The 13,563-nt window shown below is 44.2% G+C and carries 22 protein-coding genes; 19 read left to right on the forward strand and 3 right to left on the reverse strand.

Annotated elements, in window-relative coordinates; translation table 11 throughout:
• Positions 1-105: 105 nt before the first annotated feature.
• The gene (locus CWI76_RS01660; RefSeq protein WP_126758649.1) at positions 106-531 is read left to right on the forward strand and encodes a hypothetical protein; all 426 of its coding nucleotides are present in this window, start codon (positions 106-108) and stop codon (positions 529-531) included.
• A gap of 2 nt (positions 532-533) precedes the next feature.
• On the forward strand, positions 534-1,334 hold the full coding sequence (locus CWI76_RS01665; RefSeq protein WP_126758650.1) for a nuclease-related domain-containing protein: 801 nt from the start codon (positions 534-536) through the stop codon (positions 1,332-1,334).
• Positions 1,335-1,406: 72 nt separating this feature from the next.
• Here the strand turns inward: CWI76_RS01665 and CWI76_RS11605 are convergent, their stop codons facing one another.
• Complete coding sequence (locus tag CWI76_RS11605; RefSeq protein ID WP_153827366.1) at positions 1,407-1,562, reverse strand: hypothetical protein; 156 nt, start codon at positions 1,560-1,562, stop codon at positions 1,407-1,409.
• A gap of 155 nt (positions 1,563-1,717) precedes the next feature.
• Between CWI76_RS11605 and CWI76_RS01670 the strand changes: the two genes are divergently transcribed.
• Positions 1,718-2,275 (forward strand): dihydrofolate reductase family protein, encoded by a 558-nt coding sequence (locus CWI76_RS01670; RefSeq protein WP_126758651.1) that lies wholly within the window; start codon positions 1,718-1,720, stop codon positions 2,273-2,275.
• 101 nt (positions 2,276-2,376) lie between these two features.
• Positions 2,377-3,165 (forward strand): hypothetical protein, encoded by a 789-nt coding sequence (locus CWI76_RS01675; RefSeq protein WP_126758652.1) that lies wholly within the window; start codon positions 2,377-2,379, stop codon positions 3,163-3,165.
• A gap of 144 nt (positions 3,166-3,309) precedes the next feature.
• On the opposite strand, the gene CWI76_RS01680 is transcribed toward CWI76_RS01675, so the two are convergent.
• Positions 3,310-3,807, reverse strand: a complete 498-nt coding sequence (locus CWI76_RS01680) for a tyrosine-type recombinase/integrase (RefSeq protein ID WP_476742301.1) — start codon at positions 3,805-3,807, stop codon at positions 3,310-3,312.
• Between the two features lie 224 nt (positions 3,808-4,031).
• Between CWI76_RS01680 and CWI76_RS01685 the strand changes: the two genes are divergently transcribed.
• Positions 4,032-4,499 (forward strand): GIY-YIG nuclease family protein, encoded by a 468-nt coding sequence (locus tag CWI76_RS01685; protein WP_126758653.1) that lies wholly within the window; start codon positions 4,032-4,034, stop codon positions 4,497-4,499.
• Between the two features lie 167 nt (positions 4,500-4,666).
• Here CWI76_RS01685 and CWI76_RS11610 read toward each other — a convergent pair whose 3' ends face one another.
• Entirely contained in the window at positions 4,667-4,822 is a 156-nt protein-coding gene (locus tag CWI76_RS11610; protein ID WP_153827366.1) for a hypothetical protein, read from the reverse strand.
• A gap of 196 nt (positions 4,823-5,018) precedes the next feature.
• Here CWI76_RS11610 and CWI76_RS01690 point away from each other — a divergent pair, with 196 nt between their 5' ends.
• From CWI76_RS01690 to CWI76_RS01760, 14 genes are all read left to right on the forward strand, one after another.
• Positions 5,019-5,462 carry a rod shape-determining protein gene (locus CWI76_RS01690; RefSeq protein ID WP_241967925.1) on the forward strand — a complete coding sequence of 148 codons (444 nt, stop codon included), beginning with the start codon at positions 5,019-5,021 and terminating at the stop codon, positions 5,460-5,462.
• 218 nt (positions 5,463-5,680) lie between these two features.
• Positions 5,681-6,058 (forward strand): MerR family transcriptional regulator, encoded by a 378-nt coding sequence (locus CWI76_RS01695; RefSeq protein WP_008950466.1) that lies wholly within the window; start codon positions 5,681-5,683, stop codon positions 6,056-6,058.
• A 65-nt stretch (positions 6,059-6,123) separates the two neighbouring features.
• The gene (merC, locus tag CWI76_RS01700; RefSeq protein ID WP_034823179.1) at positions 6,124-6,513 is read left to right on the forward strand and encodes an organomercurial transporter MerC; all 390 of its coding nucleotides are present in this window, start codon (positions 6,124-6,126) and stop codon (positions 6,511-6,513) included.
• Positions 6,501-6,716, forward strand: coding sequence for a GDCCVxC domain-containing (seleno)protein (locus CWI76_RS11660; RefSeq protein WP_072243337.1), 216 nt, complete (start codon positions 6,501-6,503; stop codon positions 6,714-6,716). The genes merC and CWI76_RS11660 overlap by 13 nt, the downstream gene beginning before the upstream one ends.
• Positions 6,717-6,864: 148 nt before the next feature.
• The gene (locus tag CWI76_RS11820) at positions 6,865-7,047 is read left to right on the forward strand and encodes a hypothetical protein (RefSeq protein ID WP_110076781.1); all 183 of its coding nucleotides are present in this window, start codon (positions 6,865-6,867) and stop codon (positions 7,045-7,047) included.
• 34 nt (positions 7,048-7,081) lie between these two features.
• Positions 7,082-7,741, forward strand: coding sequence for a site-specific integrase (locus CWI76_RS01715; protein ID WP_126758655.1), 660 nt, complete (start codon positions 7,082-7,084; stop codon positions 7,739-7,741).
• A gap of 506 nt (positions 7,742-8,247) precedes the next feature.
• The gene (locus CWI76_RS01725) at positions 8,248-8,592 is read left to right on the forward strand and encodes a hypothetical protein (protein ID WP_126758657.1); all 345 of its coding nucleotides are present in this window, start codon (positions 8,248-8,250) and stop codon (positions 8,590-8,592) included.
• Positions 8,593-8,658: 66 nt separating this feature from the next.
• Positions 8,659-9,150, forward strand: a complete 492-nt coding sequence (locus tag CWI76_RS01730; protein WP_006956253.1) for a DUF411 domain-containing protein — start codon at positions 8,659-8,661, stop codon at positions 9,148-9,150.
• A gap of 2 nt (positions 9,151-9,152) precedes the next feature.
• Complete coding sequence (gene tatA / locus CWI76_RS01735; protein WP_126758658.1) at positions 9,153-9,371, forward strand: twin-arginine translocase TatA/TatE family subunit; 219 nt, start codon at positions 9,153-9,155, stop codon at positions 9,369-9,371.
• Positions 9,361-11,118, forward strand: coding sequence for a copper resistance system multicopper oxidase (locus CWI76_RS01740; protein WP_126758659.1), 1,758 nt, complete (start codon positions 9,361-9,363; stop codon positions 11,116-11,118). The genes tatA and CWI76_RS01740 overlap by 11 nt, the downstream gene beginning before the upstream one ends.
• An 11-nt stretch (positions 11,119-11,129) precedes the next feature.
• Positions 11,130-11,873 carry a copper resistance protein B gene (locus CWI76_RS01745; RefSeq protein ID WP_126758660.1) on the forward strand — a complete coding sequence of 248 codons (744 nt, stop codon included), beginning with the start codon at positions 11,130-11,132 and terminating at the stop codon, positions 11,871-11,873.
• A gap of 26 nt (positions 11,874-11,899) precedes the next feature.
• Positions 11,900-12,250 carry a copper resistance CopC family protein gene (locus tag CWI76_RS01750; RefSeq protein WP_011234483.1) on the forward strand — a complete coding sequence of 117 codons (351 nt, stop codon included), beginning with the start codon at positions 11,900-11,902 and terminating at the stop codon, positions 12,248-12,250.
• Positions 12,247-13,095, forward strand: coding sequence for a copper resistance D family protein (locus CWI76_RS01755; protein WP_241967927.1), 849 nt, complete (start codon positions 12,247-12,249; stop codon positions 13,093-13,095). The genes CWI76_RS01750 and CWI76_RS01755 overlap by 4 nt, the downstream gene beginning before the upstream one ends.
• A 17-nt stretch (positions 13,096-13,112) precedes the next feature.
• Positions 13,113-13,547, forward strand: coding sequence for a YybH family protein (locus tag CWI76_RS01760; protein ID WP_126758661.1), 435 nt, complete (start codon positions 13,113-13,115; stop codon positions 13,545-13,547).
• Positions 13,548-13,563 lie beyond the last annotated feature (16 nt).

Below are 13,563 nucleotides of genomic sequence, written 5' to 3' on the forward strand. Positions count from 1 at the left end.
AATGATAACTCGAATTTGAAGATACACGACACGTTCTGTCGCTGACATCCTGTATAGTTCTGGTGTTGTAAAAATATTAAAAAATAATTAATAAAAAGAGAAGTAATGACCGCATCGTCCATTTGCCAAATTATTCATCAACTCATGCGCTTGCATACACTGCCGTGTGCAGACTCTGCTGCAATGCAGAGTCGTCAATCACGATTTGATGCATTACATGCCGAGCTTGATAAACGTGGCTACACCGGATCGCGTCCATCGCGTCAATTACAGCGCATGTGCGTTGAGACCATTAATACCGCGCTATTTGAGACTGACCCGATGAACAGGTGCTGCAAAGAAAACAATTGCCAAGATGAGTATGAGGAAATTGCAGCAAAAGTACTACAGCATATTCAACAGGGTATGGTCATGGAGGCCGCACTTGACCAAGCGCTATGTGCTAGCTTTGGTGACGATATGGTGAACGGATCGCAAATTGAGACAGTGATGTATGCGTTGACCGGTATGCCTAGTGAAGGACAACGATGAGAATGGATACAGTTTTTCAGGCACTTTTTGAGAACGAACAGTTAATGACGAATCTTGGTCTTGTGGCCGTGATGCTGTTGTTGATCACAATTTTCAAAACACCGTGGTTCAAAGGCAAAGTTGGTGAGTTTTTAGTGAGCCTTGCCGCTAAGATTCACTTGGATAAAAATACCTACCACATCATTAACGACGTGACATTACCTAGCGGCGAGGGCACAACGCAAATTGATCACATTATCGTTTCGGTTTATGGCGTATTTGTTGTTGAAACCAAATTTTTTAGAGGCTGGATATTCGGTTCTGAGAGCGAAAAAGTTTGGACGCAAACCATTTATCGAAATAAGTACAAGTTTCAAAATCCGCTGCATCAGAATTACAAACACGTGCAGACCTTGAAACAGCTTTTGCAATTGTCAGACGAACAAATATTTTCATTGGTTGTGTTCACCGGCGATAGTCAATTCAAGTCAGCCATGCCTGAGAATGTTGCTTTTGGCGGACGATATGTAAATTACATACTCTCTAAAACCACTCCGGTTCTGACTGAAGAGCAAGTAAACAGCATTATTCATGCGATTCAAAACGAAGCATTGATAAAGTCATTTACCACCAATAGAGCCCATAAAAAACACGTACAAGAGCTTCGAACTAAGCAGACGTCACCTGTAACGGATAGCTCAGAGCCTGTTTGCAATAAGTGCGGCTCTAGCATGGTTAAGAGAACGGTAAAACGAGGCGAACATATTGGACGACAGTTTTGGGGCTGTTCTGAGTTTCCGAAATGCCGCGGGGTGGTGGCGTGAGGGTCTGCTATGAGCGAACAGCGGACCTTTTGACTTTCAGGTTACTGCAACTAGTGACTAGCCGTCGCGTTATTAGTAAGTGATGGTGTCGCCAGCGATGTACGGCACATTCACTTCGGCGATATTGCGTGTTTTGTTATTGTGTTGTGTGTTTAAGTCGTTTACTGTCAATGACATAACAAAAATAAAGGTTGGATATTGTGCGCTCGGTAGAGCGTAACTGAGCATGCTCAAATTGCCTTTGCTAACTCGGATTCTTTCAAGTTAGGAATGCCTGCTTGCTCAGTAAGTTAAGAGCTGAAAACCATCAATTGGACGAGTTGCTAATCGCGCACGCACAATATACAAATGTTAGGCGAATAAAGTTAGCAGGTATACAAACAATGAAAACGCAATTTTACACTGCGACAAGTCTTGATGGATTTATCGCGACTGAAGATGATTCTCTTGACTGGCTTTTCCCTCTTGGGGAACTCAACAATTCTAGTTATCCAGAATTCATATCTGAAGTAGGCGCCTTAGCTATGGGGTCGGCAACCTATGAATGGATGGTGCGCCATGCTGAGCAGGTAGCTAAAGAGACGGGCTCACCATGGCCTTATACCCAACCAGCATGGGTATTTTCAAGTCGTAAGCTGCCCATGATTGATAGAGCAGATATCCATTTTTCAAATGGAGATGTACATCGCATTCATAGAGAAATGATGAGTGCGGCCAAAGACAAAAATATTTGGATTGTGGGTGGTGGAGATTTAGCTGGTCAGTTCTATGATGCAGGGTTACTGGATGAAATTATTGTTCAAATTGGCTCTGCCACCCTTGGTAAAGGTAAACCCCTTTTTCCGCGTTGTGTTTTAAGCCCAACACTCCAACTCATTTCCGTTCGCCAGTTAGGCGTAGGTATGGCTGAGCTGCGTTATGAAGTGCATAAAAGTGTTTAGAGTATATGCGCCTAACCAGTCAATCAACTTCGCGCCTACGGCGCCGGACGCAGCAAAGCTGCGCCGGTTATTGAAGCGTTATGCTCTTAGGAGTATATGCAATGTATGTGTTTGAAATCGTAACCCCTGGAACATGGCTCGAAAGTGAGGATCGGGATTGGTCGTGGAAAATCGGAAATCTGCTGCAATCACTCAAATCACAATATTTTGAGGCAAATTTTGCACTGAACTTGTTTACTGAAGCCAGATCTGTCTGTCCCTCAGTCGCTGACCGTGAAAACTGGGAACGAGATGCCCAACGAAGGAGTGAGATTAGGCGGGAAATAGAGCAAGAGTACGGTGGGTTTCCGGGGCACGAGCAGTGGGATGAGATCAATTTTAAAACCGAAGTCCGGTTCAAAAGAGAAAAATGGTCGAATGGATTTCAACCACGGGAATTCGAGCACAATTTACCTTTCATATACGCTCGAGCCTTTCTCTACGCTATTGATTCATTTGACAAGTTCCTTGGGGTTTTATCAAGAGAAGAAGGTGTGCCGGAAATCGTTGCAGAGCTGCATGGCCAGGTAGGCGAAGCATTTCCCGATCTTCGAGGAGTAAGGAACAGCGCTCAGCACTTGGAGGATAGATCGCGTGGCCTTGGTGCTGGAAGGAACCCGAAGCCTCTGGATCTGAAGCCAGTTGAAAACAATATGATAAGCGCCCCCAACGGAGGTGTGCTTATTCTCAACTCCCTTAATGGCTCCAAATATGGCTCAACAATGGCTGACGGTCATTATGGGGAGGTTGATGTGTCACCGGAATCAATGGAGAGGCTTCAAAATATTCTGCAACAGACATTGGAAGCATTCGACTGGCATGGGCCAAAACAGCATGGTCCAAGTGCTTGAGCATAACCAGTCATTCAAGTTCGTTCCGGCCCTTACGGGCTTCCACCGGACTGGTTTTCCGCCGCGCTCCAAACCAGCCGCCAATGCGAGCGTTAACGTCCGCTCTTGGCACTGAACGACTTGAGCAGCCCAATGCCGTGACGATTAAATTTCAATCGATTCAGAAATATGGAGTGCATCATCTACTTCAATGCCAAGGTAGCGAACTGTGCTTTCTAGCTTCTTGTGACCGAGTAAAAGTTGAATAACCCTAAGGTTTTTAGTTTTCTTGTAAATTAGGTAGGGCTTCGTTCGTCTCATTGAGTGCGTGCTGTATAACGAATGGTCTAGGCCCAATTTGTCAATCCAGCTATGAAAGATCCGATTGTATTGTCTGGTTGAGATGTGTCCGCTACCAGTAACTCTAGATTTAAAAAGGTAATCTGACTCTGATAAATTTGCTTGTTTGATCCAAGCCGATAACGAATCTCGAGTACCTTGGGTGATTTCGAACTGAACTGAACAACCAGTTTTTTGTTGGACGACATGAGTACGAGAAAGTAACGATCGACCACACGCAACATCTGATACTTTCAATTTCACGAGATCGCAACCTCTTAGCTTGCTGTCTAGTCCAAGGTTAAAAAGTGCTAAATCTCTCACTTTTTGTTCTAGCTCAAGCCTTATGCGAATGCCCCAAATGTGAGAAATTTAGAGTGGTCTTTTCTGTCCGATGATGCGACCTTTATTCCACGGATGAATTTGTTGAGTTGGCATGATAAATCTCCAGTCGGTATGGAGATACAAGTATGGCGTCTAAATTAGCCGAATAGCAGATCTCCAATATTCGTGCTAACTTTTGTTCTAAAACGTCAGGATAATTAAAAATGCATCCAGTTTTTAAAGAATACATTGATTCGCTTGAACCATCTTTTCAACGACTTCTAAATATGAAACCAGTCACGGTTGCAACGTTGCCAAAGGAAATCCCACAGTCCGGTATTTATCTGTTTTCAGAGAACGGTAAACATCTGTACGTTGGCAGAACAAATACAATAAGAAAGCGCTTGCAGAATCATTGTCGGCCGAGTTCAGGACATAATTCAGCTACATTTGCTTTTAGGCTTACGCGAGAAATTACCGGAATCACACAGGCAACATATGTTACCGATGGGTCACGTGCAAATTTAGCTTTAGATGCTAAGTTTGGTCCCGAGTTTATTAAACAGAAAAAGCGGGTGAGGGAGATGTATGTGCGCTACGTTTACGAACCGGATCCAATGCGACAGGCACTTTTAGAAATGTACGTTTCTGTAAGTTTAGGAACTCCTCACAATGATTTCGACAATCACTAACAAGCCCAAAAAGTTAAAGATTAATAGCGTTGTTGTTTAAGTGCATTTTGCAACGTTATGGCCAAGGTTGTCATACATTCCTGATTATGGCTTGGCGGGCTTAAATGAGCGAGCAGCGGACCTTTTGACTTTCAGGTTACTGCAACTAGTGACTAGCCGTCGCGTTATTAGTAAGTGATGGTGTCGCCAGCGATGTACGGCACATTCACTTCGGCGATATTGCGTGTTTTGTTATTGTGTTGTGTGTTTAAGTCGTTTACTGTCAATGACATAACAAAAATAAAGGTTGGATATTGTGCGCTCGGTAGAGCGTAACTGAGCATGCTCAAATTGCCTTTGCTAACTCGGATTCTTTCAAGTTAGGAATGCCTGCTTGCTTAGTAAGTTAAGAGCTGAAAACCATCAATTGGACGAGTTGCTAAACGCGCACGCACAATATACAAATGTTAAATGGCTTGGAGGCCGCATTTGATATTCGAATTCATTAGAAGCCTGTTTTCCTTCGACCTGCTGGTTGAGTTGAGTGAAAATAAAATCACAATGCAAAAATTTTCAACCGGGCAATTTATTGAAATTGAACCTTGGATATCGCTAGAAGGCGGGAAGGGAAAAGAAAAGATTAAGGCTATTGGTCGAGAAGCTAAATCTTTATCGGGGCCAACTATTCAGACAACGAACCCTTTTTCACACACTAGAAGTTTTATCGGAAATTTCACGCTGGCTGAAAAGATATTGCAGCATGGTATTTTTACTTTGAATAGCTCAAAGTTAAGAACCGCGCCGAGAGTAATCATGCATCAACTAGAAAAAACTGATGGTGGGCTAAGCGATATAGAGGAGCGAGTCTTACGTGAACTTGCAATTGGTATGGGAGCAAGGGAAGTTTTGATCCATACTGGCAGTAAAATCAATGTACGCGCACAGAGCTATGATGATATTAAAGCTAAAATCAAAGCCACTTAACAAGTTGCTTAATTTCGTTCCGGCCACAAAAAGCGTGGCCTCCACTGGACTGCCTACGCTGCGCTGCGGCAGCCAATTAGCAAGGCGTTGTAAACGTCCGCTCTTGGCACAAACCCGAAGGTCGGCGAAGAGCGAGAAGCGGTCATTATTAGTTCGAGAAATTTTATATCGTATTGATATACTAATGTCATGAAGTAGGCTGATTTTGTGGTTATACGATGAAAACAATAGGCAAGTTGGCTAAAGAACTTGGTTTAGGCGTAGAAACTATACGCTTTTATGAGCGAGAAGGCTTGATAAAACAACCTCAAAAACCTCAAAATGGTTATCGTGTGTATGACGACTCAATCACCAAGCAATTACAATTCATTTGTAAGGCTAAAGCACTTGGCTTTACTCTAAAGGAAGTAGCGTCTTTGATGTCAATGGATGGCGATTGTGCCAAAGTTGAATCTCTAGGTTTGCAGAAACTGAGCTTAATTCAAAGTAAGATAGCTGACCTTCAACGCTTAGAAGTCGTCATAAAAGAAATGACTAATTCATGCCGCAACAATAACGACCAATCTCACTGCCCAATAATCGATTCGCTAAAATAGCATTGACTCCGTACCTATCTACGGAGTTTACACTCAAGTCATTCAAATAATGTTAGGCGTTAAAAATGATTAATAAGATTTTAGATAAAGTTGGCTCAGGTGGTGTTTGGCTTGCAGCCCTCAGTTGTACGGGGTGTTTCCCTGCTCTCGGTTCATTAGCATCAGCATTGGGATTAGGCTTTCTCTCTCACTTTGAGGGGATTGCTGTAAATACCTTGTTACCTATATTTGCAACTTTGGCGTTGTTGGTAAATTTGTATAACTGGTATAAAAACCAAAATCATACGAGAGGTACTCTTGGAGTTATTGGGCCTATAGCTGTTTTGTTAACCCTCTATCCACTATGGCAATATGACTGGAGCACTTATTTGTTCTATGTGGGTATTTGTTTGATGATTGTAATGTCCGTATTGGACATTGTTAAACCTTTGAAGGAGCAAACATGCGAGGTATAGAGTTAAATTCTACCATTACTTGCCCTGAGTGCGGTTTCAGTAAAACCGAAGAAATGTCAACCAACGCTTGCCAGTGGTATTATGAATGTGAATCTTGCAAAGTTCTCCTAAAGCCTTTGAAGGGCGATTGTTGTGTATACTGCTCTTATGGAACAGTGAAATGCCCACCAATTCAAGAAGGCCAAAGTTGTTGTAAGAGCTAAGTGAATGTCTCTTAATGGCGCACAGCGGACATAGCTTCGTCGAATTTTAACTATTAAGTTTTTATCCTACACAATATTACGTTTGCCACTTTTACCAACTAACCATACTCTTCAAACCTCGTGTCAACGCACAGGTTGTTAACTGCAGTTGACAAACCCCGGGGTAGTTACATACACACAACACCTCGATAATGACGAAGCCATTCAAGCATACTTGGATGCATGCGTGGAGGAATCTGATGGAGATCCGACATTTTCAACTATCGCTAAGGTGGCATCTGCACTTGGTTTAACGTTAACCTTGCAGCCTAAATCAACGAGCACATACTAAGCTAACTTTATCCGTAATCTTTTTCCTACAGCCAATGTGTAATCCCCCCGAAAAATCGGGGGGATTACACGATGAAGCACAACGTTTATTGAATGAGTTACCTAAGCATCTGCGGTTGATGGCTCAATTTTCACTGGCTACAGGTTTGCGTCAGTCGAATGTGAGTTATCTACGGTGGGATCAAGTGGACTTAGAACGTGGTTTTGCGTGGATTCATCCTGATCAATCAAAATCAGGAAAGGCGATAAACGTGCCACTCAATAACGATGCTTTATCGGTGTTGCAAGAAGTGCAGGGCGACGATGTTCACTATTGTTTTGTGTATCAAGGTAAACCAGTTGAGCGCACATCAACCAAAGCATGGCATGCAGCGTTAAAACGAGCGGGTATTGAAAATTTTCGTTGGCACGATTTACGCCATACATGGGCAAGCTGGCATGTTCAACGCGGCACAAGCTTACAAGAGTTGCAGGAGCTTGGCGGTTGGTCATCGTATGAGATGGTACTGCGGTACGCTCACCTTGCGAGTCATCATTTGAAACGGGTGGCGGGCAATGTGGATGGTACAACTGGTACAAATCTGGTACAAAGCCAGAAAAAGAAAAGCCCCGCTATTTCTAGCGAGGCCTTATCAATAATGGTGCCGGAGGCGGAATCGATAAGATCTAATAACTTATTGTTTTATAGTGGATAAAAAATATTAAGATTCAAGCGTGTTACTTACCTTGTTACTAAAACTTCAGCTTTAGTTTTTTGATTGAAAGCTTTTTCACAAATGAATCTTTTAACTTTTTGGCTATGCCCAATACTCGCTTAACACGTTGAACATAGCTATAGTGGTCTGCAACTTGTGAACGTGTAGTGGCAAATAAATTCGTGCTTCTGATCAGAGATGAAAAGCTATACTTGTTGCTTTGGTTAAAGTGAATTAGCTATTTATCAACATTTTTCCATGGGCCGAACGCTATAAAGTAAAGAAGAATGATATTTGCGATAGGGATAACAATCAGAAGACCCAATGGACCAGGGTAGCCAACTCGTTGGCAGATACGCCATGCGGGAACAATAAAAATAGCTCCCACAATCAGCATCCATAGAAAGTCCATACCTGCGAACATTTCGTGATTCATCATTATTATTTGACATGCGCTAAAACGACGTTAGACTGAAGTTTATTAAATTGCAAAAAGCAGGGTGCTCGTGCTAATTCGAATTCTGTTATTAATGACAGTGCTATTGGTGTCGATGTCGTTTTCGCAAACGGCAGAAGCTCACGCATGTCATGATAACAGCCAAATGCAGCACAGCATGATGTACGAAGCCGACACAAACGATTGCGAGCATGAGACGCAAAAGCACAACTCGTGCTGTGCTGACATGACCATTCGGCATTGCTCCGGCGGCTCGGTTTTATTTGTCGGACAGTCTTCTTCGGTTAATACCGCTGCAGTTAACCTCTCTGCCAAAGTCGATGCGACCATCGACACCTCAATTCGTGCTAAACACGCGTCTAATTTATTCCGTCCCCCAATAATTACCGCTTAATAAGTTACTAGAAATTTAACACACGCTCGGCGTGTTTCCTTAAAACTTATTAATCGGTGAATAATTATGTCTATCAAACGCAATATCGCTGTTTTGGCGATGCTGTTTTCCGTGTCTGTATCTGCAACCGATGTAGAAGAGCAGCAACTAACCGTTCTAAAAGATCCCAACTGCGGTTGCTGTGAAAAGTGGTTACAAGCTTTACCCGATAGCTTTAGTGTGTCCGTACAACATCCGAACAACCTGACCCAACGAAAACGTGACTCCGGTATTAGTGCCGAGGTCCAATCCTGTCATACCGCTATTTCTAGTAATGGCTATGTCTTTGAGGGGCACGTTCCTCCTACATTGGTTTCTCATTATTTAGCTGGGAAAAAGTCAGAAAATGGCATTGGATTAACTGTTCCTGGCATGCCGGTAGGGTCTGTTGGTATGGAAATGGGTACTCGGTTTCAACCGTATACGGTCTATGAAATCAAAAAGGACGGTTCAATTACACCTTATCAGCAGATAGCAAGTTTAGAGCAGCAGCAAGCACTTTCAAATGGAGGGCTTTAGATATGGGTTTTGGCGGTTTGAGTATGGTTCAGCTAGGAATTATACTAGTTATTGTCATCCTTCTTTTTGGTAGCAAAAAGCTACGAACCCTGGGCTCCGATCTTGGTAGTGCGATTAAAGGGTTTAAATCATCGGTTTCTGATGAGCCGTCTGGTAAGGAACAGGACGTTCAACGTTATCAAAATTTAACCTCAAAAGAGGAGCGTCATAATGAGCAATGAGTTTAACAAAGGGCGTCGAAAGTTTATTAAATCTGCATTCACTATGGCGTCTGCTTTAGCAATCGCCAAAGTAGCTCCAACTTGGGCTGCTCCTCAGGGACGCAGTTTTAAAGATCAGATCCTGACAAACGATGAGATTGATCTCACCATTGCAAAGTCCCCACTGCTCGTGGGAAATAAAGTAGGAACACCAATAACCATCAATGGCCAAATGCCGGGCCCTTTGATTCGTTTAAAAGAAGGGCAGCGAGCAAAGCTAAATGTGACTAACCGGTTGTCGGAAGACACGTCAATTCACTGGCACGGAATTATATTGCCGGAGAATATGGATGGCGTACCTGGCGTATCTTTCGAAGGGATAAAGCCAGGACGAACGTTCAAATACCGCTACGATGTCGAGCAAAACGGAACTTATTGGTATCACAGCCATTCCGGTTTGCAGGAGCAATTGGGACACCTGGGGCCGTTAGTGATTGAACCGAAAGACGGAGACATTGGTGCTGATCGAGAACATACCATTATTCTCAGCGACTGGACATTCGAAGATCCGGATACCGTGTTTCGTAACTTGAAAGTTGCGGAGGGGTACTATAACTATCAAAAACGTACGATATTTGAGACCTTCGAGGACGTGCGACAGCAAGGGTTAGAGAAAACCTGGAAGCAACGAGAAATGTGGGGGCAAATGCGAATGAGCCCCCGTGATATTGCGGATGTGACGGGCAGTACTTATACCTACCTGATGAATGGCCGCGATTCAGCAATGAACTGGTCAGCATTATTTAAACCAGGTGAGAAAGTGCGACTTCGTATTATCAACGGCTCTGCGATGAGCTATTTCGATGTACGTATTCCTGGTCTAGAGATGACTGTAGTGGCGGCAGATGGTCAACCGGTGAAGCCTGTGTCTATTGATGAGTTTCGTATCGGAGTGGCTGAAACCTATGATGTCATTGTTCAGCCAAAGCATAACAAGGCTTATACGATTTTTGCGGAGAGCTTTGACCGTAGTGGCTATGTCAGAGGCACATTAACACCAGAAATTGGCCTTGAAGCAGAAGTTCCTGAGTTACGCGCGGTGCCTGAACGTGGTATGGCCGCGATGGGAATGGGGGCCATGGCGATGTCAGGAAATAAGGAAGAGAAAGGTATGATGAATATGAGCGGCACAGACGGTCATATGAATCATGAAATGATGCATAAAAAAGAGCTTCCTGTGGAAAACATTAAAATTGAGCACAGTGAAGGTGGTCACGGAGCTGCTGCCGCCATGATAGCTATGAATCCGACCAGTCGTCTCCATGAACCGGGCATAGGTTTGGATAATGTTGACCATAGAGTCTTAGTGTATAGCGATCTTATTGGCGCCCAAGAATGGCCAGATAAGCGGGAACCAGAGCGCCAGATTGAACTGCATTTGACCGGTAATATGGAACGGTATATGTGGTCGTTTGACGGGAAGAACTACACCGAAGTTGACGGCCCTGTGCAGTTCCGTCACGGCGAGCGCTTAAGGTTGGTGATGGTTAATGACACCATGATGGATCATCCAATCCACTTACACGGTATGTGGATGGAACTTGAAAATGGACAGTATCCTCGTCCTCGTAAGCACACCATTAGTTTAAAACCAAGCGAGAAAGTATCACTACTGATATCCGCTGATGCACCGGGAAGCTGGGCATTTCATTGTCATCTGCTTTATCACATGAAAGCGGGCATGTTTCGTGTGGTAAATGTGGCATAAGGAGGAAGGCTATGTACGCTAAATCATTGTTGTTCACTACAGCACTTCTACCCGCAGTGGCAATGGCGGGACATGCAGAGGAAGGCTGGCCAGAGCCCGTTAAAGAATATTACACCGAGCAGGTATTATTTGACCGGCTGGAATTAACGCGAACAGACGAGGAAGAGAACGTTGCCGTTTGGGACATGATGGCTTGGTACGGTGGTGATTATCATCGGTTTGTCTTCAAAAGTGAGGGGGAAAATATTCAAGATGACGGAGAGCCCACTGACTTGGAAAGGGCTGAGTTGTTATACGGCTACCTGATGTCTCCGTTTTGGTCGTTTCAGGCCGGTGTTGGTACGCGAGGCTCCTTATCGTCTAATGCCTCTATGGAAAATTATGCCGTTGTTAGCTTCATGGGGCTGGCTCCGTATTGGTTTGAAATGGACAACTCGTTGATGGTGAACGAAGAAGGCGATGTCCAGTTTGTCAGCGAAACTGAGTACGAGTGGCAGCTCACACAAACATCGTACTTACAGCCTCGCATTGAGTTTACAGCCAACCTGACAGATTCAGACAAATATGAACGGCAAAGTGGCTTGAGCAACTTGCGTGTGGGGTTGCGTTATCGTCACGAAATCAGTCGTGAGTTAGCACCCTACATTGGTGTTTATTGGAACGGCGCGTTAGGCAACACGGCAGATGAAATGAAACGAATGGGTGAGGACACCACAGAAACAGGCGTGGTCCTTGGGGCCAGAGTTTGGTTTTAATTGATAATAAACAAAGAGGAAACAACATGAAAAACATACTTAAGTTAGCCTTCGGTACCACGTTATTTTTTAGTGCATGGGCCAGCGCTCACGTCGGCCTAACATCCAGTAGCCCGGAGGACGGTGCGACTTTGTCCGAGTCACCAACGGAAATTACGATGAATTTTTCCGGTGATGTTCGTCTGGCTAAAATTATGCTGCACTCAGATGACGGTAAAATGCATCCGCTGGACTTTTCGATGAGCATGACTCCCAAAGCAGCGTACGAAATTGCTGTTAAAAACAATTTGGCGTCAGGTGGTTATACGGTTTATTGGACGGCAATGGGTGGGGACAGTCATAAAATATCGGGTGATTTTAGCTTTGAGGTGAAATGATGACCCTTTGGAGTGTGGCCAGCGTTTTAACGTTGGCCTTTATATTCTGGCTTAACGCGGTGATGACCGCCTCGCCTTATATCGTTTATTTGTCCGGTTTAAAAAAGCAGTCTGAACGAAAGAATAGCCTTGTTGCGTTGCTTCTATTACTGGCAAGCCTTCTGTATTTTTTTCTGAAAGTCGGTAGTTTTGCTGCTGAAGGCTTTGCCGGCATGATTGACACGACCTACATGCAGTTTATATGGACCGGCCCTGTTGGGTTGTTCATGCAACTTCAGATAGCGGTTGCTATTGCTTGGATTGTTTACTCCGTTGTTAAGCTAAAACGTATAAAGTGGGTGCTATATGTTGTCGCCATTGGACTCATGGGATGGAGCTTTTTAAGTATTGGTCACGGCAGTGACGCCGTCTGGTGGGGAAAGCTAGCGCTTTTAACACACTTGTTAGTCGCTTGGGTTTGGTTCGGCAGTCTTAACTCATTGCGAAAGCTGGCAACGTCGGTACCGCTTGCTAAAGCGAAAGCCATTATGGAGCGTTTTGGTGTGCATATGTCTGCAGCGGTTCCAATACTCCTTATTGCGGGCTTGGTTATGTATCGTAGTGCAACAGGGCGATGGATGCCAGAGCTGCCGCTTACGTCGTATGACACGGTACTACTAGCGAAACTTGTATTTGTGGCGCTGATTCTCCTTGTTGCCGCATTGCATAAATTAAAGTTCGTACCGCAATTAAATGATAACGCGGCCGCCAAGCGACTCAAAAACTCCATAACGGCGGAAATGGTATTGGCTGTCACTATTTTTACCCTGGCCTCTGCGCTAAGCAGCGCGTTTTCCCCCGGTTAATGTAAGGAATAAGAAGAATGAAATTACTTGTGAGTGTTTTTATGGTTTCGGTAATGTTTATTTCAGCGCCCAGTAGCGCCGAAAAACTATCTGAGCCGACCGCTGTGCTTGATGCATTTCGAACTGCTTTAACTGAAGGTGACACGGAGGTCGTTAAAGACGTGCTTTCCGATGATGTGCTTATCTTTGAAGGTGGTGGCGTTGAACGGTCCCTGGCTGAATACAGTGCTCATCATCTTAAGTCAGATATCAAATTTAGCCAGGCGGTTCCTTCCAAGCTGATTGAAAGGACAGTACAAGAAGCCGATGGCCTTGCTGTGATCACTTCTCGGTATAGCGTTTCCGGGGAGTATAACGGGCGTGAGGTTGATTTAACGATGAATGAAACCGTAACCGTATCAAATACGACTGAGTCTGGCTGGAAAATTATCCGGATCCATTGGTCCAACTGAGTTCAATCACAGGAGC

Origin of the sequence: Pseudidiomarina marina, assembly GCF_003987045.1 — a bacterium.
GTDB classification, from domain to species: domain Bacteria; phylum Pseudomonadota; class Gammaproteobacteria; order Enterobacterales; family Alteromonadaceae; genus Pseudidiomarina; species Pseudidiomarina marina.